Source organism: Suttonella indologenes (assembly GCF_900460215.1).
Taxonomy (GTDB): domain Bacteria; phylum Pseudomonadota; class Gammaproteobacteria; order Cardiobacteriales; family Cardiobacteriaceae; genus Suttonella; species Suttonella indologenes.
Genome location: NZ_UHIA01000003.1, coordinates 429058 through 453322 on the forward strand (window position 1 = coordinate 429058; position 24265 = coordinate 453322).

At 47.4% G+C, this 24265-nt stretch carries 25 protein-coding genes, 1 tRNA gene and 3 pseudogenes; 17 read left to right on the top strand and 12 right to left on the bottom strand.

Annotated features, from left to right (window positions below):
• The first annotated feature begins 406 nt into the window (after positions 1-406).
• Genes DYC63_RS02435 through DYC63_RS02445 form a run of 4 tightly spaced genes read left to right on the top strand, consistent with a single transcriptional unit; the run spans position 407 to position 2304 of the window.
• The gene (locus DYC63_RS02435) at positions 407-1021 is read left to right on the top strand and encodes an ESPR domain-containing protein (RefSeq protein WP_172459374.1); all 615 of its coding nucleotides are present in this window, start codon (positions 407-409) and stop codon (positions 1019-1021) included.
• 19 nt (positions 1022-1040) lie between these two features.
• Entirely contained in the window at positions 1041-1205 is a 165-nt protein-coding gene (locus tag DYC63_RS12530; RefSeq protein WP_172459375.1) for a hypothetical protein, read from the top strand.
• Positions 1206-1208: 3 nt separating this feature from the next.
• Positions 1209-1355 (top strand): hypothetical protein, encoded by a 147-nt coding sequence (locus tag DYC63_RS12535; RefSeq protein WP_172459376.1) that lies wholly within the window; start codon positions 1209-1211, stop codon positions 1353-1355.
• A complete protein-coding gene (locus DYC63_RS02445; protein WP_115217776.1) occupies positions 1336-2304 on the top strand; it encodes an FAD:protein FMN transferase in 969 nt (322 codons plus the stop codon). The genes DYC63_RS12535 and DYC63_RS02445 overlap by 20 nt, the downstream gene beginning before the upstream one ends.
• Before the next feature lie 107 nt (positions 2305-2411).
• Here DYC63_RS02445 and DYC63_RS13320 read toward each other — a convergent pair whose 3' ends face one another.
• Complete coding sequence (locus DYC63_RS13320) at positions 2412-2579, bottom strand: hypothetical protein (protein ID WP_342769716.1); 168 nt, start codon at positions 2577-2579, stop codon at positions 2412-2414.
• A pseudogene (locus DYC63_RS02455) lies at positions 2563-2775 on the bottom strand (transposase); the annotation flags it as partial. The gene DYC63_RS13320 and the pseudogene DYC63_RS02455, both read right to left, overlap by 17 nt.
• A gap of 63 nt (positions 2776-2838) precedes the next feature.
• Between DYC63_RS02455 and DYC63_RS02460 the strand changes: the two are divergent.
• A protein-coding gene (locus DYC63_RS02460) for an IS5 family transposase (protein WP_115218040.1) occupies positions 2839-3605 on the top strand; the annotation gives its coding sequence in 2 pieces (ribosomal slippage) (positions 2839-3214 and positions 3214-3605; 768 coding nt in all).
• Between the two features lie 328 nt (positions 3606-3933).
• Here the strand turns inward: DYC63_RS02460 and DYC63_RS02465 are convergent.
• Positions 3934-4305 (bottom strand): IS630 transposase-related protein, encoded by a 372-nt coding sequence (locus DYC63_RS02465; RefSeq protein ID WP_115217778.1) that lies wholly within the window; start codon positions 4303-4305, stop codon positions 3934-3936.
• Between the two features lie 219 nt (positions 4306-4524).
• Here DYC63_RS02465 and DYC63_RS02470 point away from each other — a divergent pair.
• The 4 genes and pseudogenes from DYC63_RS02470 to DYC63_RS02485 form a co-directional block, all read left to right on the top strand.
• A pseudogene (locus tag DYC63_RS02470) lies at positions 4525-4863 on the top strand (metal ABC transporter permease); the annotation flags it as partial.
• The gene (locus DYC63_RS02475) at positions 4860-5624 is read left to right on the top strand and encodes a hypothetical protein (RefSeq protein WP_115217780.1); all 765 of its coding nucleotides are present in this window, start codon (positions 4860-4862) and stop codon (positions 5622-5624) included. The pseudogene DYC63_RS02470 and the gene DYC63_RS02475, both read left to right, overlap by 4 nt.
• 170 nt (positions 5625-5794) lie before the next feature.
• Positions 5795-6961 (top strand): IS256 family transposase, encoded by a 1167-nt coding sequence (locus DYC63_RS02480; RefSeq protein WP_115217781.1) that lies wholly within the window; start codon positions 5795-5797, stop codon positions 6959-6961.
• 48 nt (positions 6962-7009) lie between these two features.
• Positions 7010-7258: pseudogene (locus DYC63_RS02485) on the top strand (IS5/IS1182 family transposase); the annotation flags it as partial.
• On the opposite strand, the gene DYC63_RS02490 reads toward DYC63_RS02485, so the two are convergent.
• From DYC63_RS02490 to pckA, 4 genes are all read right to left on the bottom strand, one after another.
• A complete protein-coding gene (locus DYC63_RS02490) occupies positions 7245-7664 on the bottom strand; it encodes a tyrosine-type recombinase/integrase (RefSeq protein ID WP_115217783.1) in 420 nt (139 codons plus the stop codon). The pseudogene DYC63_RS02485 and the gene DYC63_RS02490 sit on opposite strands and share 14 nt — an antisense overlap.
• Before the next feature lie 234 nt (positions 7665-7898).
• Positions 7899-7991, bottom strand: a tRNA-Ser gene (locus DYC63_RS02495).
• An 83-nt stretch (positions 7992-8074) separates the two neighbouring features.
• Positions 8075-8263 carry a carbon storage regulator CsrA gene (gene csrA, locus DYC63_RS02500; protein WP_115217784.1) on the bottom strand — a complete coding sequence of 63 codons (189 nt, stop codon included), beginning with the start codon at positions 8261-8263 and terminating at the stop codon, positions 8075-8077.
• Between the two features lie 158 nt (positions 8264-8421).
• A complete protein-coding gene (pckA, locus tag DYC63_RS02505) occupies positions 8422-10026 on the bottom strand; it encodes a phosphoenolpyruvate carboxykinase (ATP) (protein ID WP_115217785.1) in 1605 nt (534 codons plus the stop codon).
• 297 nt (positions 10027-10323) lie between these two features.
• Here pckA and carA point away from each other — a divergent pair, with 297 nt between their 5' ends.
• From carA to DYC63_RS02535, 6 genes are all read left to right on the top strand, one after another.
• Positions 10324-11463 carry a glutamine-hydrolyzing carbamoyl-phosphate synthase small subunit gene (gene carA, locus DYC63_RS02510; protein WP_172459405.1) on the top strand — a complete coding sequence of 380 codons (1140 nt, stop codon included), beginning with the start codon at positions 10324-10326 and terminating at the stop codon, positions 11461-11463.
• A gap of 25 nt (positions 11464-11488) precedes the next feature.
• Entirely contained in the window at positions 11489-12133 is a 645-nt protein-coding gene (gene leuE, locus DYC63_RS02515; protein ID WP_115217787.1) for a leucine efflux protein LeuE, read from the top strand.
• A gap of 172 nt (positions 12134-12305) precedes the next feature.
• Positions 12306-13337 (top strand): AAA family ATPase, encoded by a 1032-nt coding sequence (locus DYC63_RS02520; RefSeq protein ID WP_115217788.1) that lies wholly within the window; start codon positions 12306-12308, stop codon positions 13335-13337.
• A complete protein-coding gene (locus DYC63_RS02525; protein ID WP_115217789.1) occupies positions 13337-14008 on the top strand; it encodes a DUF4276 family protein in 672 nt (223 codons plus the stop codon). The genes DYC63_RS02520 and DYC63_RS02525 overlap by 1 nt, the downstream gene beginning before the upstream one ends.
• Positions 14009-14039: 31 nt before the next feature.
• Positions 14040-17252 (top strand): carbamoyl-phosphate synthase large subunit, encoded by a 3213-nt coding sequence (gene carB / locus DYC63_RS02530; protein ID WP_115217790.1) that lies wholly within the window; start codon positions 14040-14042, stop codon positions 17250-17252.
• 129 nt (positions 17253-17381) lie between these two features.
• A complete protein-coding gene (locus DYC63_RS02535) occupies positions 17382-17714 on the top strand; it encodes a hypothetical protein (RefSeq protein ID WP_115217791.1) in 333 nt (110 codons plus the stop codon).
• A 371-nt stretch (positions 17715-18085) separates the two neighbouring features.
• Here DYC63_RS02535 and DYC63_RS02540 read toward each other — a convergent pair whose 3' ends face one another.
• From DYC63_RS02540 to xerD, 5 genes are all read right to left on the bottom strand, one after another.
• Positions 18086-19330 carry a lytic murein transglycosylase gene (locus tag DYC63_RS02540; protein ID WP_115217792.1) on the bottom strand — a complete coding sequence of 415 codons (1245 nt, stop codon included), beginning with the start codon at positions 19328-19330 and terminating at the stop codon, positions 18086-18088.
• Between the two features lie 149 nt (positions 19331-19479).
• Complete coding sequence (rpsI, locus tag DYC63_RS02545; RefSeq protein ID WP_115217793.1) at positions 19480-19869, bottom strand: 30S ribosomal protein S9; 390 nt, start codon at positions 19867-19869, stop codon at positions 19480-19482.
• Between the two features lie 9 nt (positions 19870-19878).
• Complete coding sequence (gene rplM / locus DYC63_RS02550; RefSeq protein WP_115217794.1) at positions 19879-20310, bottom strand: 50S ribosomal protein L13; 432 nt, start codon at positions 20308-20310, stop codon at positions 19879-19881.
• Between the two features lie 226 nt (positions 20311-20536).
• A complete protein-coding gene (locus DYC63_RS02555) occupies positions 20537-21457 on the bottom strand; it encodes a DsbC family protein (RefSeq protein ID WP_115217795.1) in 921 nt (306 codons plus the stop codon).
• Positions 21458-21542: 85 nt separating this feature from the next.
• A complete protein-coding gene (gene xerD / locus DYC63_RS02560; protein WP_115218041.1) occupies positions 21543-22439 on the bottom strand; it encodes a site-specific tyrosine recombinase XerD in 897 nt (298 codons plus the stop codon).
• A 34-nt stretch (positions 22440-22473) separates the two neighbouring features.
• Between xerD and DYC63_RS02565 the strand changes: the two genes are divergently transcribed.
• Positions 22474-23808 (top strand): Gldg family protein, encoded by a 1335-nt coding sequence (locus DYC63_RS02565; protein ID WP_115217796.1) that lies wholly within the window; start codon positions 22474-22476, stop codon positions 23806-23808.
• Position 23809: 1 nt separating this feature from the next.
• A complete protein-coding gene (locus DYC63_RS02570; protein ID WP_115217797.1) occupies positions 23810-24262 on the top strand; it encodes a hypothetical protein in 453 nt (150 codons plus the stop codon).
• The last annotated feature ends 3 nt before the right edge of the window (positions 24263-24265 follow it).

A 24265-nucleotide genomic window follows, 5' to 3' on the forward strand; every position in this document is an offset into this window, starting at 1 on the left:
TAGTCATAGTAATTATCAATTGATTTTCTATCTTATTCTCATTAAGACTAATGACTTCACACTTCTTGCCTTTACAAGCAATAGCAATCAGAAAAATTGCAATATGTTGTATTGATTACAATTTAAAACACGTCTTCTGCTACAAAATCTTCTCCCAATCTGAAATCAATAATAAACTCAATTCATAAGACATATATTTATTGTCATCATTCTCATTTTTGACTAAGATAATTTGTTATTGATTTTCTTGATTCTCAAGTGCATCAATAGTGCGAAGCAAGGCAAGACAAAGAAAAATCGAAAAAAGTCATTGAGATTTTTATCTATTTTTACAATTGTTTAGCCTATGTTAAGACATAGGCGGCGACTGCTGCGCGCTTTCTTTTGGTCTTTATATGGATTTTTTATGAACAAAATTTATAAGATTGTCTTTAATCGCACTTTAGGCACATGGACAGTAGCCTCCGAACTTGCCAAAGGGCGCAGCAAAGCCGGCAGCAATAGCAATACTGCTGCATCACCCCGCTTTATCATCAAAGGCTTAGCTTTATCTGTCTTGGCAGTACTAAGCAGCTCGGCGGCATGGACGGTGATTAATGGTCCTGAACACGATTCCGACACCGCCACCGTCAAAGCCGGTGAAAGCGCTCATCTATTCGACAGCTTGAGCGGCGGCAAAATCAGCCAACATACCCTTGGTGTGATGAATCGCTCAGGCAATCCAGTGCGCATGGTCTGGTATAGCAATGCTAAAGATGATGATGGTCACACGGCACAGACCAAAGCCGATAATGCCGGCTATAATTTGGGGACGCACGAGTTTAGCTGGCAGAAGCTGGAAGATAGCAAAGCCGCCGCCCAAGCCACCGGTACAGAAGGCAAAGATGAATGGTGGAGCAGCATTATCAACGAAGGTCTTGCCAATGGTATTGATGCTTATGGCTGGACAGCGCAGACCAATCCTAATGATGTGATCATCAACCATCGATCAAGTGAAAAACTCCGGCAACATCAAAGCTGAAGCAGAATTAAGAGCCAGTTTGGCGCGCACCAATAGTCGCATTGGCGCTTATGATACGGGCAATGGCATTTCGGTGGTCTCGGCGGCAGAATTCGGCAAAGCCAGTGCAGTGAACGGCGTGAGTGGAGGTTCGGGTTCGGCAGGCTCAGCAAGTATTGCTTCAAGCAATAAAGATGATGATTGAGATTTGGATAAAGACAATAGCAGCTCTGTGCCCACCGCCGATACCACTCAAAGTGATATGCGCGGTAAAAATGTGCAAGCGGTCTTAATGAATGTGAATAATAGTGGCTATATTTCCGAAGGAAAACTCTATGGACAAACAAGATTATGAAGTCACAATCGAAGGCCTCACCATGGGCTGCAGCTATAGCGTCAAATACGTTTGGCAAGCCGAGCACAAGCTCATGCCGCCTGAAAAACTCAAACAAGGCATTGAATTTCTGCTCGAAGAAGTCAATCGGCAAATGAGCGTCTTCCGCCCCGATTCGGAAATCAGCCATTTCAACCGCGCCCCTGCGCACTGCGACATGGCAATCTCCGCCGAATTTGCCCAAGTGCTGCAAGAAGCCATCGTCTTGCATCAAGTCACGGCAGGCGGATTGGACGTCAGCATTGGCGCACTCGTCAATCTATGGGGATTTGGATCTAATAAACATCAACACGCGCCCGAGGCAAAAGCCATCGCTGCCGCTCTGCAGACCTGCGGCATGTACAAACTCATCTACACAGGCGGCAAAACCCACACACTGCGCAAAACTGATGCCGCCCTGCAACTCACGCTTTCATCCATTGCCAAAGGCTTTGGCGTGGACAAAATCGCCGCCTATCTCAACAGCCAAGGCATTGAAAACTATATGGTAGAAATTGGCGGAGAACTGCACATCAAAGGCAAAAACGTGATTGGTAAAAATTGGCGCATCGCCATAGAAGACCCCAGCAGCCACCAAGCCAATCTTGTCCTCGAACTCAGCAATATCGCCCTTGCCACCTCTGGCGACTATAAAAAATTCTACCAAGAACAATCAGATACCTACACCCACACCATCCATCCACAGACAGGACAAGCCCAGCGTCAACGTCTTGCCTCACTCTCCGTTTTAGCCCAAACTACCATGCGTGCTGATGGCATCGCCACCGGGCTCTTTGTACAAGGTGAAGAAAAAGCATGGCAAATCGCACAAGAGCAGCAACTGGCAGTGATGCTGCTCATCCGCCAAGCAAATGGCGGCTATAAACGCCGCATGACAGATAGCTTTGCCGCCTATCTCGCAAACGAATAAAAACTACTGCAATCCAAGCAAGCAACTGCGGTGATCTCACTGATAAAATGAAAGTTTTATCAGCGCGACTGAATTATTTTTCAGCGTGAAAAGTGCTAGCCATACTATCAGCTGCGATTGCCATAAGGATTGTGTTTATCCCGGTAGGAAATACGAATTGGTGTGCCCTGTAGATCAAAATGGCGGCGGAAGAATTTGCTTAAATATTGCGTATAAGAAGCAGGTACGTTGGTGGTGCGTGAACCGTGAATAATATACTCACCAAACCCCGAAATAACACTTCAAACCTTCTTCGATTGTATCAAACTCTGACAAATGACTTCTAAGCCATCTTTTAATCGTTGCCCAAGTTTGCTCTATTGGGTTTAGCTCAGGTGAGTAAGGTGGTAATGGTAAGATGATGTGTTCATATGGTGTGTTATTGATAAGCTCTTGCAAGTGTTTCATTCTGTGAAATCTTGCATTGTCTAGATAGTGTAGTCACAATCCAAAACATGAGATAATTCAATCCTACCCACAATGCCCAATAATGCTATGAACCAAGCAGCCCACCGCCGCCACGACCTAAGCGACCATCAATGGAGCCTTATTGAAAACCACCTGCCCGGACGCAAAGGCAGCAGGGGCGGTCAAGCCCGCGATAACCGACAATTCATCAATGCCGTCTTTTGGATACTGCGTACAGGCGCACCTTGGCGGGATCTGCCGCCAGACTACGGCGGATGGAGTAATACCCACCGCCGCTTTATCCGTTGGCGCAACAAAGGGGTTTGGACAAAGCTCATGCTGACTCTCTCGGGAGAAAAAGACATGGAATGGCTGATGATCGAAGCTACCCATATCAAAGTTCATCCCCATGCGGCAGGTGCAAAAGGCGGCAATGAAGCGATGAGCCGTACAAAAGGGGGCTAAATACCAAGCTGCATTTGGCTGTGGGTGCACTCGGTATGCCACTAAGGTTTGTGCTGAGCGAAGGCAGTGCGGCAGACTGCCGCTTTGCCGAAGACCTTATTGCGGGCATACAAGCAGAAAAGCTGTTGGCGGATAAGGCCTATGATACCGATGCCATCAGGAATTTAGCTGCTTCTTTGGGAATGGAAGCGCTTATTCCATCCAAGACAAACCGTAAGCAAGCGTTACCGTTTGACCGCTATCTGTATCGTTACCGCCATTTGGTAGAAAACCGTTTTTTAGATTTTAAGCCTTGGCGGGGTATTGCAACGCGTTATGCGAAGCGGGCAGCTTCATTCGTGGCAGCGGTGGAGATTCGGATTATGGCGATGTGGTTAAGGGTATTGTGACTACACTATCTAAGATGATGATACAAGGCTTGCCTGTTTGTTTGGTGTGATTGTTAAGACAAGGCAGTAGCATTTGTTCAAACCACGTTTCAAACAAAGCACTTGTCATTGTATTGTTGTAGATGAGTGGAGCAATCAAGTTTTTGGCTTTGTTGCCTATTTGTCCTGCCACTAAGGAGACTCGTTGATAGCGTCTGCCACTGACTTTATCATAGGCTCTTTGACCTTTTAGGCTTCTTGCATGAGTCACGGTGCAGGTAAGTGTCAATGCCTGTCTCATCTATATAGACAAGCTCGTAACCTTGTTTGGACGTGGCTTGTAGTTGTGTTAATTTATCTTGGAAGTCTTTGACTTTGTTTGGGTCTTGCTCGAAGTAAGTTGTGGTCTTTTTTTAAGAGTAATGTTCATTGCTTTGAGTGCGTTATGGATTGCCATATCACTACACCCAAATACTTCACCAATTTCACGTAGGTATTTGTCAGGATTTGCTTCTACGTAAGCAAGAAGCTCTTTTCTGTCAAACTTTCTGGGTCTGTTGGTGGGTTTTTTACAAGACAGATTGCCTGTTTCTTTAAGTTGTCGTCTCCAACGAAACACGGTGTGTCTTGATACACCAAAAGCTTCTATAACAAGGTCAATGTTCTTGCATTTGTCATAATAAGCCAAGGCTTTTTGTCTGATTTCTAGTGAATAAGCCATTTGAAGTAGTGATTAGTGAATGGTGATGGAGATATGGGGATGGTTGGTATTTTTTCAAGGTTTGTTGGTTATACATACTCATGGGCACCGCCTTAATCACCGTACTGCTCTTAAGCTTTAATTATAGTCAAAGAATTTAAAAAGAGTTACAACTTCGGTTCACTTTTCCGTACTCACTGTATCGCCTGCAATTTGCCTTCTTGTGTCACTTTTTAAATTCTTCGACTATACAACCAATTGATGCTCATCAGCTTTAATCCACAATTGGCGAAAGTGCGTAAAGTCAAAGTCATACTTTTGGACTATCTCTTCATCGTCCTAATTACTTTGGCAACCATCTCCGCGCTGAAAATCATCGGCGCGATATTAGTCGGCGCCTTGCTAGTTATCCCTGCCGCTGCCGCACGTTTGATTGCCGGCTCGATGCGGCAATTTTTCTTTTTATCGGTAGCGATTGCCTACGACATTCCCGCCCCTTCGGGCGGCGCGATTATCCTGATTGCCGGCAGCTGCTTTATGCTCTTAGTGATTGTTAAACAACTTGCGAGAATCAAATGAAAAAATTATTCCTTTCCATAGCCTTAAGCGGACTTAGTGCCTCTGGTTTTGCCCTAGACATTTTAAGCGCGCACCCGATTGCCACCGGCATCGCCAGCCATCTTTTAGCTGAACCGATTGCCGCGCAAAGCGTGAAGCTGCATTCTGCTGTGCCAAACAACCTGCCCGCTACGCGCCAACTCAATTATCTGCAAGGCCGCGGCAAAGAAGCCCTTACCGAACTCAGTCAAGCATCCGAAATCGTACTGACCGTGCGCAGCATCTTCGCCCAAGATTACCTCTATCCCTTCAGCCGCCGCCACAACATCCGCATCATTCCCATAGACCTTGCGACCCCGATTGACGGCGAACGCGCCGGCGTGAGCAAAATCGAGCAGGAATTTTTGCAGCACCCCGTGTGGTTCGACCCTTACAACTTGAGCCTGATGTATAGCAACTTAGCGCGCGAAATCAGCTCCTTTGAGCCCAATCTCAAATTGGAAGCCGCGCTTGAACAAGCGCAAAAAAGCCTGATTAGCCTTAGAAACGACATGGAGCAATTTTTAAGCAATTTGGAGCAAGAACCTGTCGCCCTGCTACTCAGCCCGGAACTCGCCTATTTCACGCAGGGTCTGCAAATCAGCAGCGTTGCCGCGTCTGCCGATGCGGATTTGGCAACATTGATTCAAGCACAAGGCATCAATCTCGCGATTAGCGACAGCGAACCCGAAACCGCCTTGCAAGAGCAACTCAGCGCCCAAGGCGTAAAACTGCTGATATAGCCATTCAACCCAAAAATCTATTTATGCTGAAAACGTCCAGATTTCTGGCATTGCTTAATTCTTATGGATACCGCCCCATAAAGTGTGTCTGATGAGAGGCAAAAGAAAAGGTCTCTCAAATTTTTGTAAGAATGTTTTAGCAAACGCAATCCAAAAAAGAGAGAGACCCTATGAACAGTTTACAACTAAGCCCAAAGCAGCTACAAGAAATTTGTCATGATTTTACCAACAAGCCCAATGGCATCAATACGCTACTATCTATTATGTTGAACAGCTTGATGAAAGCCGAGCGCAAGGACTTTTTAGTCTCAAATCATTGCCATGGTAATAAAGCTAATGGCTACCGAAGTCTACGCGGACTGGGTATTGGTGAGCAGATTGAGTTAGCGATTCCTAGAGATCGTTTAGGACAATTTAAGCCTCTTCTGCTAGAAGTCATGCGTGAGCAGCAGGATATGCTGAATGAGCTGTGTTTTGAGTTATATGCCAACGGCTTAACTACCCGTCAGATCGAAGGCATTACTGAAAACATCTATGGCAAAAAGCTTTCCAAAAGCGCGGTATCACGCATCACCGAAAGCCTGTATGAGGACATGAAAGCCTTTCGAGAACGACCGCTAGAGCCTCATTATCCCATCATCTATTTGGATGCCACCTACGTCAAAACCAAACGTGAGACCGTCTCTAGCGAAGCGTACTATGTTGTGCTCGGCGTGAAGCTGGACAAAACCCGCGAGGTGCTCGGTATCTACAACGCCCCCACAGAATCTGCCGGCACTTGGGACAGCATCTGCCAAGACCTGAAAGAAAGAGGGATACAGCGCATTGAGTTAGCTATCATCGATGACTTGAAAGGGCTGGATCAGAGGATTGAAAAACACTTTGCCTGGCGCATACAAAAGTGCGTACTGCACCTGAAAAGACGCCTACTCAGTCAAAGCAAAACCAGCCATAGAGCGGAGCTGGCACAAGATTTAAAAGACGTCTTCTGTGTGGGCAAACATGACAGTTTATCGGCATCTACTGAACGTGCTAAAGCCTGTTATCAGAAATGGAAGAAATACTACCCGCAAGCTCTTGCCATATTGGCTGATAAGGACAAGCTAAGCTACTATTTAACCTATCTGCATTATGAAAACGAGATACAAAATATGATTTACACCACCAATCAAATTGAGCGGTTGAACAAATCCTTTAAACGCACTTTAAAGATACGCAACAGCATGCCCAATGTAGATTCTGTATTAACGCTGATGAGTAAAACTGCTATTGATATGGGTGAAACAACTTACCGTTACCCATTGAGCCGTTTTGCAGATTCATTACTTTTTAGCTAAACTGCCTATGCTGACTTTCTTGCAAAAAGACACACTTTTTGGGACGGTATCGCGGATAAGGCCTATGATACCGATGCCATCAGGAATTTAGCTGCTTCTTTGGGAATGGAAGCGCTTATTCCATCCAAGATAAACCGTAAGCAAGCGTTACCGTTTGACCGCTATCTGTATCGTTACCGCCATTTGGTAGAAAACCGTTTTTTAGATTTTAAGCGCTGGCGGGGTATTGCAACGCGTTATGCGAAGCGGGCAGCTTCATTCGTGGCAGCGGTGGAGATTCGGATTATGGCGATGTAGTTAAGGGTATTGTGACTACACTATCTAGGGTATTGATGACTTGCTGCACGTGTTTGGGATTTTTCCATTCAGGCGCGACGTGCCGATACCATTCTCTTGCAATTTCTTCAAAAGAATTGCTGTAATAACGTTCTTTTTCTTGTTTTGCGCGACGTTTTTCATAAGCTGGCTCAATTCCTTGGCTCAGCTTCATTTTGGCGTCCATATGCGCGATGCGAGCTTCTTTTAAACTCATCTGTGGATACTTGCCCAGTGGCATGACTTTATCTTGGCCAGCAAAGCGATAGCGGTAATACCAATATTTTCCGCTAGGAGTCAGGTATAGGAATAAACCACCACCATCGAAGATTTTCCTGGCTTTTTGAGGAAGCTTTGCTTGTTTGACAACGATCTCTCTTAGCTTCATGTTTATTCAGTTTTCTGAGACAGAAGAGAGCATATCGCAAAAAATTTGTTTCCCCTTTGTTTCCCCTTTTTGCCTTTTTTGAAATGTTACTTTGAGAAACTTTAAGAAACCTTGAGAAACGAATAGAAACCAATTAAATGATTGTAATTCTATGTGATTAAAGCATTTTTCGCTTCCAATCTTTAAAAAACAGCAATAAAAAAGGCAGCTTAGTAAGCTGCTTTTTATCGTTAGTGGCGGAGAGGAAGAGATTCGAACTCTCGATAGGGGTATAAGCCCTATACTCCCTTAGCAGGGGAGCGCCTTCAGCCACTCGGCCACCTCTCCGTAATGAGGTGGCTAATTATATACAAAAAAAAAGCTGCCGTAAAGTGGCAACTTTCTTTTTGTACTTGCGGCTTCATATTATCTTAATCTTTTGCGATCTCTTCAGTATTTTCTTGTAAAAGCCGCTGATAGATTTCCTCTCGATGAACAGCAATATGATTTGGTGCTTCAATTCCTAAACGAACTTGATTGCCTTTAACCGCTAGTACTGTCACTTGGATCTCATCATCAATGATGATGGTTTCACCAATCCTTCGCGTCAGTATTAACATGGCTTTAATGTCCTAATTCACAAATAAGGGAGACGCATTATAGCAATGTTCAATCTCAGTCGTGATAACTTTTGCTTATGTTTCTGTAATTTTTCTATTGTTAGCAGTGAGATAGTCTGCAAAATTCGCTTTTGCAGACTATCTTCATCCTGTTCGCCTTAGACGATTTTTTTCGGCATTGCCGATTTCAATTCGTCATTCGCTTGATTGATATAGTTTTTATTGAAATTATTCTCAAATCGTTCGACGAGATCGTTTGCTTGTTTGACATAATCTTCCTGATTTGACCAAGCATTTTGCGGCTGCAAAATATCGGAAGGTACATCAGGACATTGGGTAATAATTTCAAAACCAAAACGCGGATCAGTAATACTTGGAGCATCTTTGAGCTTGCCTGTATTGATGGCATCGACAATGGCGCGAGAATATTTTAATTTGATTCTTTCACCGCTACCGTAAGCGCCGCCGGCCCAGCCGGTATTCACCAACCAAACATCCACTTGATGCTCCCGAATTTTTTCCGCTAACAGTTCCGCATATTTTGCAGGATGCCAAACCATAAAGGGCGCACCGAAACAGGCGGAGAAGGTTGCTTGCGGCTCAGTTACTCCCATTTCTGTTCCGGCAACTTTGGCGGTATAGCCTGAAATGAAGTGATACATCGCTTGTGCCGGATTGAGTTTTGCCACAGGAGGCAGAACACCAAAGGCGTCGCAAGTCAGGAATATAACGTTTTTAGGCTGTCCTGCAACACAAGGAATGCGTGCATTACTTATAAATTCAATCGGATAACTGACGCGAGTATTTTGCGTGATACTGGTATCGCTAAAATCCACATGATGATTTTCATCAAGCACTACATTTTCTAATACTGCGCCGAATTTAATCGCGCCGTAAATATCAGGCTCTTTTTCTGCCGATAAGTCAATGGCTTTGGCATAGCATCCGCCTTCAATATTAAATACGCCGTCAGTTGTCCAAACATGCTCGTCATCGCCGATCAAATCGCGGTTCGGGTCGGCGGATAAGGTGGTTTTACCTGTACCGGATAAGCCGAAAAGTATGGTGGAGGTTTCGCCGCTACGCTCAACAGTTGCGGAGCAATGCATAGGGAATTCTCCCTCTAAAGGCATGAGATAATTCATAATGGTGAATACGCCTTTTTTCATTTCACCGGCGTATTCCGTACCTAGAATTACCATTTCTTTGCGTTCGAAAGAAAGCGCAACGCTAGTTTTGCTGCTGACACCTTCGACGCTTTCATCTGCAGGACATTGTCCGGCATTAAAGATAACGTAATCCGGCTCGCCGAATTCGGCTAATTCCGCTTCAGTCGGGCGGATAAGCATATTGTGCATGAAGAGTGCGTGGTAAGGACGCGTGGTTATAACGCGGATTTTACGGCGATAACGCGCATCCCAACCGGCAAAACCGTCTAATATGTAGAGCGTTTCGGCATTGCTTAAAAATTTGGTTGCGATATCGCGGTTTGCCATAAAAGAAGCATCGCTTAATTTGATGTTGATATCTCCCCACCAAATATTCTGTGAAGAATCAGTATGTTCTACAATTCGTTTATCCTTAGGCGAACGACCTGTTTTTTCGCCTGAATAAGCGACTAAAGCGCCATTAGAAGTTATCGCGGCTTTCGAATCATGCTGCAGCGCTTGTTGGTATAAAGCAGCCGGCGGCAAATTACGAAATGCTGTTTGTGTAATGCCATATTGTGTGAGGGAAAAGGATTTCTGTGTCAAAACGCTCATTAGATGCCTCCATCTTTCTCATGTATTACCTTATCAGAATTTTAGCACTATTGTTTATAACAAGAAACACCCATTCAAAATTTATTTTTTTCACAGAAAAACAACAAAAGAAAACTTTTATATCTCTAATTTTTTATAAGCATTAACGATAAGTTCACATAAAACTATTTTTTGTCTTCTGCAGCCGACGCTTCCTTGCCGGGTAAACATAAGAAATCGGAAATAAACTAATAATTTTCGGCAAAGCCGAAAGGCTTCCGCTAAAATAAGCAGGTTTATCAAAAATTCGGCGGAGATATCATGCAGAAAGCAATCCTTGCGCTGGCTGACGGCAGCATTTTTCATGGGCGGGCGATTGGTGCCGAAGGGCAGCAATGCGGCGAGTTGGTGTTTAATACCTCTATGACGGGTTATCAAGAAATCCTAACCGATCCTTCTTATTTAGGGCAAATCGTGACCTTAACCTATCCGCATATCGGTAATACGGGCGTGAACGGCTTAGATGTGGAATCGGGCAAAATCCAAGCGGCGGGATTGGTGGTGCGCGATGCGCCGAGTTTTTACAGCTCTTGGCGTGCCGAAAGCTCGTTGTCGGATTATTTGAAAGAACAAGGCATTGTCGCCATTTCGGATATCGATACGCGCGAGCTGACGCGCCGTCTGCGCACGCAAGGTGCGCAAAATGCCTGCCTGATGTGCGGCGATAACATCGATGAAGCCGCCGCAGTTGCCGCCGCCCGCAATCATCCGAGCATGACAGGACAGGCACTTGCCACGCAGGTTTCCGTACAGGACATCAGCCCCTACAGCCAAGAAAGTATTTGGGAGGTGGCAAGCGACAGCTATCCCGAACAATCGGGCGATTTGCATGTCGTCGCCTACGATTTCGGCATTAAACGCAATATTCTGCGCCTATTGGCACATACCGGCTGCCGCATTACGCTTATGCCTGCCGATTGCTCCGCACAAGAAGCGCTGGCGCTGAATCCGCATGGCATTTTTCTATCCAACGGGCCGGGCGACCCCGAACCGCTGAAAGCGCAAATCGCCGCCATTCAAGTCTTTTTAGAGAAAAATATACCGATTTTCGGCATTTGTTTGGGACATCAATTGCTGGGCTTGGCGGGCGGTGCCACAACCCTCAAAATGAAGCACGGACACCACGGCGCCAATCATCCTGTAGCGGATACACAGACAGGACGCGTCATGATTACCTCACAAAACCACGGCTTTGCTGTTGACGAAAACAGCCTGCCCGCCAATGTGATTGCCACGCACCGCTCTTTATTCGATGGCACATTGCAGGGGCTGGCTTGGACGGACAAACCCGTATTTGCCTTCCAAGGACACCCCGAAGCCGGCCCCGGTCCGCGCGATGCGGAAATCCTCTTCTCGCGCTTTACCAATGCCATGCGCCAATATGCGCGCCAGCATTGATATGTTCAAAAACATCTAGTGCATCATGTTTGGGATTACCGACCTCGCCGCCTATCTGATTGGCACGACCGCGATTATCTTGGTTCCGGGGCCAAATTCCATGTATTGCCTGAGCGTGGCGGGACAATACGGTGTGAAAACCGCCTACCGCAGCATTTTCGGCATTTTATTGGGCGACAGCCTGCTCATGTTGGCGACCGTCTTAGGCGCAGGTACATTGCTGAAACTCTACCCTGTGCTTTTTCACGGCGTGCAACTCTTAGGCGGTCTATATCTCGCCTATATCGGCTGGCAATTGCTCAAAGGTGCGGCACAGACGTGGAAAAACCGCTTGCGGGAACAGAGGGAGGCGGGCGAGCGCACGCCACCCAAACACGTCTTCAAACGCGCCCTTGCCTTGAGCCTGACCAATCCCAAAGCGATTTTATTTTTCCTCTCATTTTTCGTGCAATTTGTTGATCCGACTTATCCGCATCCGGCATTGAGCTTTTTGGTACTGGCGATACTGTTGCAGCTGATTAGCTTTGCCTATCTCAACGTATTAGCCTTTACCGGCGACCGCTTGGTACAAGCCTTTCGCACAAGGCGCAAACTTGCCGCACTGGGCATGGCTGCAGTCGGCGTGTTATTTATCGGATTTGCGATTAAATTATGGACGGCGGAAATGTAATGCAAGACAAATTCCAAATTAGCCGCATAAATAACCACAATTTAGCGAAAACAGCACTTAATTATTCTTTATTTGTGGAAAAAATACTGCTTATAAAAATAATTGTAGAATATTGCAGCAGCTATATATGGTTTGCATCGTCTTGTAATGTTAAGAAATGGAATATAAATAAATGACGAGATTACATGCATTAACTGTAAAAGGTTTTAAATCTATTAAATCTTTAGAAAATTTCAAATTAAATAATCTAAATGTTTTAATTGGCATAAATGGTGCTGGAAAAAGTAATTTTATTAGTATTTTTCACCTATTAAATAATATTCGCCGTCAAGATTTTCAGCTTTATGTGCAGAAACAGGGAGGGGTGGATAGTTTTTTACATTTTGGCAGAAAAATAACAGATGAAATAGTCCTAAAGTTTGAATTTGATGGCAATAGTTTGGAGCATAGATTATTGCCAAGCAATGATAATCGTTTGTTATGGGAAGATGAAACTTTGATATTGCCAAATCCTAGAGATAATCTAGAAGAATTAAACGGTTTTAGAAACTATATAAAACATAATATTTCTCGTTGGAAAATCTATCATTTTCATGATACCAGTGATACTGCAAGAGTTAAAGGACAATCTGCTATCAATGATAATTTAATATTAAAAACAGACGGGGAAAATTTATCGGCATATTTATATATGCTATATGATAAATATCCTACTGAGTATCAAAGAATTGTTTCTACTATTCGTTTGGTTTTACCATTTTTTGATAATTTTGTAATTCGTAAAAATGTAGAATTAGTGGAACTGGAATGGTTTCAAAAAGGACAGCAAGATACGCCTTTGAAAGCCCATTTATTATCAGATGGAAGTTTGCGCTTTATTTGTTTAATGACTTTATTATTGCAGCCGATTGATTTATTACCCGACACGCTCTTGATTGATGAGCCTGAGCTTGGTTTGCACCCTTATGCAATTGCAATTCTAGCTGATGTGATTAAGCAGATTGCTGAAGAAAAACAAATTATTATTTCTACGCAGTCAGTGAGCTTAGTTAATTATTTTGAACCCAATGATGTAGTTGTGGTTAATCAAAAAGAGGGTGTTTCTAGTTTTGAACGATTGAATAATGAAACATTAGCCGCTTGGCTGGAAGATTATGCTTTGGGGGAATTATGGGAAACCAACCTTTTGGGAGGAAGACCATAGTGATACGGATTTATGCTTTGGTTGAAGGACAAAGTGAGGAGGGCGTAATTAAGGAAGTGATCGCGCCGGCGCTTGCCAATATACAAATATATTTGACACCAATTCTTGTGCCGACATCTAAAACTCAAAAAGGCGGGGCGGTTAGTTTTGAGAGATTGTTATTTAATATTCGTAGCTTTACAAATCAACAAGATTGCATAGTAACGACTTTTTTGGATTTTTATCAATTAAAAACAGATTTTCCTGATTATGATAAAGCGATGCAGAAAAATGATATTTATGAAAAGATAGCAGTTTTAGAAACCGCTCTGCATAGGGAAGTAGTGGCTAAATTAAATTGCCAGCCAGAGAAATTTATTGCGCATATCCAGCCTCATGAGTTAGAAGCGCTATTCTTTTCTGACGTTGGTAAATTTCAAAATGTTGAAAGAAGCTGGGAGAATAATATTTCATCATTACAAGCAGTGCTTGATCAATTCGACTCGCCTGAGCATATCAATAATAGTCCGCAAACAGTCCCGTCCAAACGCTTGAACAGTATTTTAAAACCAAAGTATTATAAAACACGCCATGCCCCATTATTGGCAAAAGCAATTGGGTTAAATCAAATAGAAAATAAATGCAAACATTTTCATTCTTGGCTAGAAAAATTACGCCAACTGAATCCGTGAAATTAAAATTGTTAATAGAGAGAGCTACATTATGCCTAAAAGAAGCGATATTCAATCCATCCTTATCATCGGTGCCGGACCAATCGTGATTGGCCAGGCCTGCGAATTCGATTATTCCGGCGCGCAGGCTTGCAAGGCGCTTAAGCGCGAAGGTTTTCGCATTATTTTGGTCAATTCCAATCCTGCCACGATTATGACCGATCCTGAAATGGCGGATGCGACTTATATCGAACCGATTCAATGGCAGACGATTGAAAAAATCATTGAAAAAGAACGTCCTGATGCCATTTTGCCGACCATGGGCGGGCAAACCGCGCTTAATTGCGCCTTGGATTTGGCAAAGCATGGCGTATTGGCGAAATACGGCGTGGAATTGATCGGGGCTTCGGTGAAGGCGATTGAAACCGCCGAAGACCGCGATTTGTTCAAGCAGGCGATGGATGAAATCGGCTTGGGAAGCGCCAAATCTTTTGCCGTGCATACGATGGAAGAAGCGCGTGCGGCGCAGGCGCAATTGGGCTTTCCCGTGATTATCCGTCCCTCTTTTACATTAGGCGGCTCGGGCGGCGGCATTGCTTACAATAAAGATGAATTTGAAGAGATTACCGCTTACGGCTTGGAGCTTTCGCCGACCAATGAAGTCTTGCTCGAAGAATCTTTGCTGGGCTGGAAAGAGTTTGAAATGGAAGTGGTGCGCGATAAAAACGACAATGCGATTATCGTCTGCTCGATTGAGAATTTCGATCCGATGGGCGTGCATACCGGCGATTCGATTACCGTCGCCCCCGCCCAAACTTTGACCGATAAGGAATACCAAGTCCTGCGCGATGCTTCGATAGCCATTTTGCGCAAAATCGGCGTGGAAACCGGCGGTTCTAATGTGCAATTTGCGGTCAATCCCAAAGACGGTCGCATGATTGTGATTGAGATGAATCCGCGCGTCAGCCGTTCTTCCGCCTTGGCATCAAAAGCCACCGGCTTCCCGATTGCTTCGGTGGCGGCGCGTTTGGCGGTGGGCTACACCCTCGACGAGCTGAAAAACGAAATCACCGGCGGCGTTACGCCTGCTTCATTTGAACCGGCGATTGACTACGTGGTAGTTAAAATTCCGCGTTTTGATTTTGTGAAATTCAAACAGACCAACCGCCGCTTAAATACGCAGATGCGAGCGGTGGGCGAAGTGATGGCGATTGGGCGCACCTTTAAAGAATCGCTGCATAAAGCGATTCGTTCTATGGAAGAAGGGCATTTGGGCTTCAGCCGTATGGATACGGCGGGGGAAGACTTGCAAGGTTTGGTCTCTACGCCGACTCCCGAGCGGATTTTCCATGTGGCGGAGGCGTTGCGCCAAGGCTGGAGCGTGGAGCAGCTCTATCAAAGCACGGCGATAGATCCTTGGTTCTTGGCGCAAATGGCGGAAATGATGGATATGGAAATGGCATTGCGCGGCGGCGCCGTCGATTTGCAAGATGCCGGCAATCTATATGCCTATAAACGTGCGGGATTTTCCGATGCGACTTTGGCGCAATGCACAGGCAAAAGCGAAAAAGAAATTCGGGAATTGCGCCGTGCCTTAAACGTGCTGCCGGTGTATAAGCGCGTGGATTCCTGTGCGGCGGAATTTGCCAGCAGCACCGCCTATCTCTATTCCAGCTATGAAGAATTCTGCGAAGCCGAGCCGAGCGATAAGCGCAAAATCATGATTTTAGGCGGCGGCCCGAACCGCATCGGACAAGGAATTGAATTCGACTATTGCTGCGTGCATGCCGCTTTAGCCCTCAAAGAAGACGGCATCGAAACCATTATGGTGAACTGCAACCCCGAAACCGTTTCCACCGATTTCGACACCGCCGACCGCCTCTATTTCGAGCCGCTGACTTTAGAAGACGTGCTGGAAATCGTGCGTGTGGAGCAGCCCGACGGCGTCATCGTGCAATACGGCGGACAAACGCCGCTGAAATTGGCGCGTGCTTTGGAAGCCGAGGGCGTAAACATCATCGGCACCTCCCCCGATGCTATCGATCGCGCCGAAGACCGCGAACGCTTCCAGCAATTGCTGCAAACCCTGAATCTGCGCCAGCCGCCGAACCGTACCGCCAGCGACACCGCGACCGCTCTGCAAAAAGCCCAAGAAATCGGCTATCCCTTGGTGGTGCGTCCGTCCTATGTTTTGGGCGGTCGTGCTATGGAAATTATCTATAACGACCAAGACCTTGAGCATTATATGCAGGAAGCCATCCATGTTTCCCCCGATGCGCCGATTTTGCTCGACCGCTTCTTAAACGATGCGATAGAAGTCGATATCGATGTCATCAGCGACGGCAAACAGGTAGTTGTCGGCGGCATCATGGAGCATATCGAAGAAGCCGGCGTACATTCCGGCGATTCCGCCTGCTCTTTGCCGCCCTATCGCCTGCCCGCCCATATCGCCGATGAAATTGCGCGTCAAGCCAAAGAAATGGCATTGGCCTTGAACGTCGTCGGACTGATGAATACGCAATTTGCCGTGCAGGGCGAAGACATTTTCGTCTTGGAAGTCAATCCGCGTGCTTCGCGCACCGTGCCTTTCGTCTCGAAAGTAACGGGGCGTTCGCTGGCAAAAATCGCCGCTCGCTGCATGGCAGGGCAAAGTCTGTCGGAACAAGGCATTCACGCACCGATTGCCGTGAAAAAATATGCCGTCAAAGAAGCCGTCTTCCCCTTTGCCAAATTCCAAAACGTCGATCCCATTCTCGGGCCGGAAATGAAATCCACCGGCGAAGTCATGGGCGTGGGCGAGAGCTTTGCCGAAGCCTTCCAAAAAGCGCAGCGCGGCGCGGGCGAACGCATGCCCAAACAAGGCGGACGCGTCTTTATCTCTGTGAAAAACAAAGATAAGAACAAAGCCGCCGAAGCCGCGCGTCTGCTCTTGGGGGCGGGCTATCAATTAGTCGCTACAGACGGCACCGCCGCCGCCCTGCAAGCCCAAGGCATTGCCTGCGAACGCGTGAATAAAGTCGCCCAAGGCAGGCCGCATATCGTTGACCACATCATCAACGGCGAGATTGACCTCATCATCAACACGACCGAGGGCAAGCAGTCGATTGCCGATTCCTACGACATCCGCCGTCAAGCCCTGATGCACAAAGTGCATTACACCACCACAATGGCGGGCGGTATGGCTATCGCTACCGCGCTGGCGCGTGAGCAAAGCGAGGAACAAGTCCGCTCCTTACAGGAAATCCATGCAGAATTGGCTGAATAGCCTAGCGCCCAAGCCCTGTGCTTGGGCTTTTTTTTCGCCGATATGGTCGAAGCAATGCAAAAATCGGCGCAAGGCTTTGCCCTTAGCGCGGACGCGGTATAATTCGTTTTTTAGTTTTGGGAAAGAATCATGCGTGTGATGCTCTTACTCGGCGGCGCCCTATGCCTTAGCGCCTGCCAATATTTCGACGGCTATTTTTCCGCTCCTGCCGAGCTGAACCGCCCCATTCCTGCTTATGATCAGCATAGCTTGATTATCCGTTATGACGAAGAAAGCGGTAATGCCGCGTTGCTTGCCGCGGTTGAGGAATACGGCGCAAGCATCTTAAGCGATTATCCGATGCTCTCCACGATGATTATCGGCATTGCGCAGGACAAGGATATTCAAGAGGCGCAGCAATATTTCCGCGGCATTGAGAGCGTGCAGCAGATTAATTTTGATTTGCTGCAGAATGCGTATTAATCCATTCGGCGAAAGGCTTTACATAGTCGGAGAAGTGTTAAAAAGTAGTACAAGAGCGTAGGGCAAGACGAGTCAAGTTCGTCATACTTTTTCAATTCTTCGGCTATAGCATCTGCAATCTTTTTCATCGAAGACCTTTACACAAACCCCAATGCAAGTCTTGTTTTCAGTCAAAAAACTGAAAAAGCACTAGGACTTGGCTAAGCTTACTTGTACGCACAGTCAATTCATGACAAAGACGCATACTTGAAACATTAGGTCTTTTCAAATAATGCTCTGTTTTGAGACATGAATTAAATTAACGGCAGCTCGGGCACTTATGCCCGACAAAGGCAGACTTTTTACATCGAATGCTGCAAAGAGCTCGATTCTTATTGCAATAAGGATGCCGCGCTACCTTGCGAAATAAAGCCGTCCGGTACTTGTCCGTTTGCCGCCTGCCACAAAGCAAAAGCATTGCGCGTATTATTGCCTAAAATCCCGTCGCTGCCTTTCGTATCATAGCCTATTTGCGTTAAACGGTTTTGCAATTGCTGCACTTGCGCGCGCGATAAAGCTTTTTCATGACGCGGCCAAGCACTTTGTAGACCTGCGCGTCCGGCAATCCCGTCGCCCAATAAAGCCACCGCCAAAGCATAGCTGCTTGAATTGTTATATACGCGAATCACGCGAAAATTTTTCGTCAGCAACAAGGCAGGACCATTCACCCCTGCCGGCAGCCATAATTCCGCCGCTTGATTAAGTGCAGCAAAATTCTCTCCGCTCAGACTGACCAAGCCCATTCGCGCCCAATCGCTCAGCGGCAAGGATTGCCCGATTAATTGGGCGTCAAAACCTTGCGGCAACTGTACTTCATAACCCCAAGGCAGACCGCGTATCCAACCGCTGGAGCCGAGATAATGCGCCGTCGAAGCCAAAGCATCGGCTTTCTGCCAAGGATTGCGTCTGCCGTCGCCGTCGCCGTCGCTGCCGTATTGCCGCCATGTGGCGGGAATAAACTGGGTATGCCCCATGCCGCCCGCCCAAGAGCCCTGCAATTGCGACCATTCCACATCGTCGCGCTGCAATAAATCCAAGAGGGCTAATAATTGCTGCTCGGCAAATTCGCGCCGCCGCCCCTCAAAAGCCAAAGTCGCCAATGCATTGACCAAATCCGCATTACCCGTATTTGCCCCGAAGCCGCTTTCTATCCCCCAAATGGCGGTAATGATTTCTGCCGGCACACCGCTTTGCTGTGCAAAACGATTCAATAAATCGGCATTTGCCTGATAATGTTCGCGTCCTTTTTGAATCCGTCCTGCCGTTACCGCCGAATCGAGATATTCCCAAGGCATTTTGGCAAATTCAGGCTGTTTTCTGTCCTGCGCCACAATCCGCGGATTTTCCTGCGCCGCATCAATCAGTCTTGCCAACATGTGCGGCTGATAACCTGCGGCAATCGCACGCTGTTTAAATTGCGCCTTCCAATCCTCAAAATCTCGGACAGTTTGTGCCGTCTGCGCAACAGCTGTCGTTTTTTCCTTAAGATCTACCGCCTGTGCAATATTGCCTGATTGTCCGCTTTGGCAGGCATTTAAGAGCAAAACGGCTGTCGCCGCTACCATGAATCCTCGCATATCATTCCCCTATGAAAAAAGCACTTCAGTATAAAGCCTCTTGCATCAATGTTCAGGCATTAATCGCATATCATTGCAATTTTAATCGACTATAAAACAAAAACCCGACTTCCCATAAAAGAAAGTCGGGCTGTGTTCGGAATAATCGCTTAACGTTTTGAGAATTGCGTTGCGCGACGGGCTTTGTGCAAGCCGACTTTTTTCCGCTCTACTTCACGCGCATCACGAGTCAAGAAGCCCGCACAGCGCAAAGGTTCACGCAAGTTTTCATCATAAGCACGCAAAGCACGCGCGATGCCGTGACGAATCGCACCGGCTTGACCGCTTGAGCCGCCGCCTGAAACGGTAATGTAGAAATCAAAGTTTTCTTTCATATCCACGGTTTCTAATGGCTGACGAACGACCATGCGTGAGGTTTCGCGACCAAAATACTCATCTAACGGTTTTTGGTTCACAACGATATTGCCGCTGCCGCGACGAAGGAATACGCGCGCTGATGAGGTTTTGCGGCGTCCTGTGGCGTAATATTGCTCTGACATTGTTAATCCTTAAATTTCAAGCGCGATTGGTTGCTGAGCCGCATGTTCATGTGTTGCACCGGCATAAATTTTCAATTTTTTCAATTGGGCACGACCTAAGGGACCATTAGGCATCATACCTTTAACCGCCAATTCGAGGACTTTGCCGGGGCGGCGTTCTTGCATTTGGTCAAAATTGGCGCTTTTCATATTACCCACGAATCCTGTGTGTCTGTAATACATTTTGTCTTGGCCTTTTTTGCCTGTTACTGCAATTTTATCTGCATTGACAACGATGATGTAGTCGCCGGTGTCGATATGCGGGGTGAATTCCGGCTTGTGTTTGCCGCGTAAACGGCGGGCAACTTCAGTTGCTAAACGACCTAGGGTTTTCCCCTCAGCATCAACCACATACCAATCGCGGCTTACGCTGCTTGGCGTAGCGCTAAAAGTTTTAAACATGATAAGTTTCTCCGAACACGAAAAATAAGGGCGCAAATGCTACATGTTTTTTGCCTTAATAGCAAGATTTATCACACGTCTTTTCTATTTTTGCGCCGTTTGAATAATTGAAAAAGCGTAAGCAATGCAATGCTGCGGCGGCAGACGCTGTTTTAAATGTCTTCTCAGCTGCGATTGAGCGGATTTTTACCCCCCCCTGCTTTGCATAATTATGCGCACTCCTTTGCTATTGATTCTCTAATAAACGAGCAAGATTTTGCGGTGCAACATAGCCTCGGATGAGGCTGCCGTTTTCAAGCACGAAGGTCGGGGTGGCGTTAACGCCCATTTTCATCCCCACAACATGCGGTTTTTTAATATATTCCTGACAATTAACGGCTGATAAAGCCAATCCTTGATTGACTTGCTGCATGGCTTGCTTGCGATCGGATGCACACCATACCGCCGATAATTGCCCATATGCTGTAGAATTCGGCCCGTTACGCGGGAAGGGCGCAAAGTGCATTTCTATATCCAATTCATTATATTGATCGGCTTTGTCATAGATGACACGGCAATAAGGACAGTCCACATCAATAAAAACCGTAACTTGATGCTGTGCTTTTTTAGGTGCGAAAGCGATGACGTCGATTTCGTTAAGTTCTGACAGCAATTGCCTGCGCATTTGATTGCGACGGTGATCGGATAAATTTTCCCTGCTGCTCAAATCCAATAGGTTGCCCTCAAATAGATAACGTCCGTCGCGGCTGAGATAATAAACGTCATTAGCGATAACTACCTGATACAAACCGGCAATCGGACTCAGGCTGATTTCCTCCAATTCTTCAGGGTTATGCATCAGAGCTTGCAAATGAGTCAAATCCGGCAATAAGGTATGAAATTCAGCTTGATTGGTAAACTCAGGCCAAATATGTGCCGGCACTTCTGTTTGTCTATCATTTTGTTTTTCTTGCTTAGGAACGGCAGGCACCGGCGTGAGATTGCTATTGCGACCTAAAAAGGGCAAATCGACACCGTAATTGAGTAAATTTTCCACTCGTTGATTCGGCGGCGAGAGCGTATGATTTTGGGCAAAGGCTTGCGCAGAAAAGCTTAAGCTCAAGATACTTAATAGGATATTGGCAGCGATATTACTAGATGTTTTCATTGGCGCATGATAACGCTTTCCGCCGCTGAAAAAGCGGCTTTTTATGCAAAATTAAGAGAACGTCATTTTGCGGCGTATTTCCCTTTTAAGCACGGGGATGATGCTGTTGAAAAATTTGCTTTAATCTGGCGTCTGCAATATGGGTGTAAATCTGCGTGGTCGAGAGACTGCTATGCCCCAATAGCAGTTGTATGCTGCGCAAATCCGCGCCATGCGCCAATAAATGACTGGCAAAGGCATGGCGCAGGGTATGCGGCGACAAATTTTCCGCATCCAGTCCGGCGTTTGCGGCATGTAATTTAATCCGATGCCAGAAGGCATGCCTTGTCAGCGCCGTGCCTCTTGCCGTGACAAAGACCGCTTCGCTTTTGCGTCCGTTAAGCAATGACGGACGCGCGCGGCGCAAATATTCCTGCAATGCCGCCAATGCCATTTCGCCCATCGGTACCAAGCGTTCTTTGCTGCCTTTACCGATAATGTGCAGATACCCCGCGTCCATGGCGACTTGCCGCAATTGCAGCCCGACCAATTCGCTTACGCGCAAACCGCAGGCATAGAGGATTTCCAACATCGCGCGGTCGCGCAGACCCAAGGCTTCATTCGCATCGGGCGCGGCTAATAAGGCTTCCACATGCGCCTCCGTTAATAAAGGCGGCAATTGGCGGCGGATTTTCGCCCGCCCCAATTCTGTGACGGGATTATCCTCGCGCCAATTCTGCGCAAGGGCGAAGCGATAAAAACGCATTAAGGCGGCACGCATGCGCGCGCGCGTTGCCGCCGATTTGCCGCTTTCCTGCATCGCCGCCAGCCATTGCGCCAATTCTTCCCGACTCGCCTCGCGCAAAGGCACGCTCAAATACGCCTGCGCCAATTGCAAATCGCTGCGGTAGCTGTGCAAACTGCTATCCGCCAAACCTTCTTGCAGCCATAAATAATCCAATAAAGCGGCAATATCCTCCGCCCCTTGCGGCGCTTTTTCCATTACAATATCCTTTTTTGCTTCAGTATAACTGCTCATGCGCTTGCTTTCCCGTTCTCTGCTTTTTGTATTGATGTTGGCTGTTTTGCTTGGCGGCGGCTATTTATCGCTGAATTTGCGCAGCAGCATCACGCTGCGCGAACAACCCCTGCTCACGCTCAATACGCGGCAAAGCGCCCAATTGGCGGCAATTGAGGCGCCGATTGAGATTTATGCCTATATCGACCGCAATCCCCGCCTCATCCGCGCCATTGAAGACAGCCTGATTCCGCTGCGCCAACATCTACCGCAATTGCAATTGCGCATTATCGATCCCAACACCGACCCCGTCGCCGTAAAAAATCACGACATCAGCCGCATCGGGCAAATTTATGTGCAAGTCGGCGATAAGGGAGAACGTTTGGAATTCGCCTCGCCCGAAGGCATTGCGCGCAGCATCTTAACATTGCAAGGCGCAGAAACGCGGCAAATCGTGCATCTGCAAGGCAACGGCGAACGCGCACCCTTTGCCGACATCGGCGGTTCGTGGCGGGACTTATATGCCGTCTTGCAAAGCCCGCAGCTGAATATCGTCAGCATCGATTTAAAACGCCATATCAACCTGCCCGAAAACGCCGATCTTGCCTTTATCGCCGACCCCGATGCGCATAATAGCGCGCATCTCAACGCCGCCATCGACACCTACCTCCGCCAAGGCGGAAATCTCGTCTTTAGCACCGATACCCAACAACATTTCCTGCCTTCCGTCTTGCAGGCCATCAGCGGACTGCGCGTCCTGCCCGGCGTAGTCGTCGATACGGCAGGACAAGAAATCGGGCTTGCCGATCCGCGTGTCATCCCTGCCGCCACGAACAATCAACATCCCATTACCGCCGAACTCACGCAATTGCCCTTGCTTGCGGGCAGCGTCGCCTTTGCGGACGAGGCAGGCAGCGCCGAAGGCTGGCAACGCCATCTTCTGCTCCAATCCTCGCCGCGCAGCTGGAACGAAACTGCCCCCATCACAGGACATATCGAACACAATGCGGATGCGGACGAACAGGCAGGACCGCTGGGACTTGCTTATCTGCTCAGCCGCGACATCAACGGCAAAACCCAAACCCTGCTCATACTGGGCGATAGCGACCTATTCACCGCTGCCGCCTTACATCGCGGCGGCAACCTAGCCCTCGCCCAAGCCATCGTCTCGCACATCGCCGACACCGGCGGCAGCGAAACCATCGCCCGCCCCCTACTGGGCGACCAATTCATTAACCTCAAGCGCAGCGAAGAATTCCTCTGGGCAGGCTTGCTCCTCGGTTTCCCATGTCTTGTGTTACTCCTCGACCTGTATCTACGCCGCCGCTTTATCCGCCGCTACCGTCTCTCATGACATGAAAAGCATCACCGCTCTTTGGCTCTTTTGGCTCGGCGCCGCCCTGCTCTGCGCAGGACTCTATCGCTATGAAACACAGCTCCGCGATACCGCTCTGCCCCTGCCCGAGCCGCTGCACAGTCTGGAAATCATCCGTGCCGACACCCGCTTGAGCTTCCAAGCTCAAAACGATTGGCAGCATCAAGGACAAACCGCGCCCAAACTCGCCGCATGGCTGGAACAACTTCGCCACGGCTGCCCGCAATCCTATCCTGCAACGGCGGCCAAACTACCGCCCGAAGAAGCGGCGATTACCCTGCGTTTTAACGGCGGGGACGACTGGATATTCGGCGCCTACAACCCCTTTAACCGCAGTCATTATCTGCAACATCAAGACCGCGTTTACCTCTGCCACGAGCAACTCAAACCGCGTCTATCCCTGCCTCTATCCTATTGGCTTGACCAACACTGAGAA

Excerpts from the sequence above, each read along its gene's own strand:
- DYC63_RS02435 (WP_172459374.1), top strand. The coding sequence starts at position 407 with ATGAACAAAATTTATAAGATTGTCTTTAATCGCACTTTAGGCACATGG.
- DYC63_RS02445 (WP_115217776.1), top strand. The coding sequence starts at position 1,336 with ATGGACAAACAAGATTATGAAGTCACAATCGAAGGCCTCACCATGGGC.
- DYC63_RS02465 (WP_115217778.1), bottom strand. The coding sequence starts at position 4,305 with ATGGCTTATTCACTAGAAATCAGACAAAAAGCCTTGGCTTATTATGAC.
- DYC63_RS02475 (WP_115217780.1), top strand. The coding sequence starts at position 4,860 with ATGAAAAAATTATTCCTTTCCATAGCCTTAAGCGGACTTAGTGCCTCT.
- DYC63_RS02480 (WP_115217781.1), top strand. The coding sequence starts at position 5,795 with ATGAACAGTTTACAACTAAGCCCAAAGCAGCTACAAGAAATTTGTCAT.
- DYC63_RS02490 (WP_115217783.1), bottom strand. The coding sequence starts at position 7,664 with ATGAAGCTAAGAGAGATCGTTGTCAAACAAGCAAAGCTTCCTCAAAAA.
- csrA (WP_115217784.1), bottom strand. The coding sequence starts at position 8,263 with ATGTTAATACTGACGCGAAGGATTGGTGAAACCATCATCATTGATGAT.
- pckA (WP_115217785.1), bottom strand. The coding sequence starts at position 10,026 with ATGAGCGTTTTGACACAGAAATCCTTTTCCCTCACACAATATGGCATT.
- leuE (WP_115217787.1), top strand. The coding sequence starts at position 11,489 with ATGTTTGGGATTACCGACCTCGCCGCCTATCTGATTGGCACGACCGCG.
- DYC63_RS02520 (WP_115217788.1), top strand. The coding sequence starts at position 12,306 with ATGACGAGATTACATGCATTAACTGTAAAAGGTTTTAAATCTATTAAA.
- carB (WP_115217790.1), top strand. The coding sequence starts at position 14,040 with ATGCCTAAAAGAAGCGATATTCAATCCATCCTTATCATCGGTGCCGGA.
- DYC63_RS02535 (WP_115217791.1), top strand. The coding sequence starts at position 17,382 with ATGCGTGTGATGCTCTTACTCGGCGGCGCCCTATGCCTTAGCGCCTGC.
- DYC63_RS02540 (WP_115217792.1), bottom strand. The coding sequence starts at position 19,330 with ATGCGAGGATTCATGGTAGCGGCGACAGCCGTTTTGCTCTTAAATGCC.
- rpsI (WP_115217793.1), bottom strand. The coding sequence starts at position 19,869 with ATGTCAGAGCAATATTACGCCACAGGACGCCGCAAAACCTCATCAGCG.
- rplM (WP_115217794.1), bottom strand. The coding sequence starts at position 20,310 with ATGTTTAAAACTTTTAGCGCTACGCCAAGCAGCGTAAGCCGCGATTGG.
- DYC63_RS02555 (WP_115217795.1), bottom strand. The coding sequence starts at position 21,457 with ATGAAAACATCTAGTAATATCGCTGCCAATATCCTATTAAGTATCTTG.
- xerD (WP_115218041.1), bottom strand. The coding sequence starts at position 22,439 with ATGGAAAAAGCGCCGCAAGGGGCGGAGGATATTGCCGCTTTATTGGAT.
- DYC63_RS02565 (WP_115217796.1), top strand. The coding sequence starts at position 22,474 with ATGCGCTTGCTTTCCCGTTCTCTGCTTTTTGTATTGATGTTGGCTGTT.
- DYC63_RS02570 (WP_115217797.1), top strand. The coding sequence starts at position 23,810 with ATGAAAAGCATCACCGCTCTTTGGCTCTTTTGGCTCGGCGCCGCCCTG.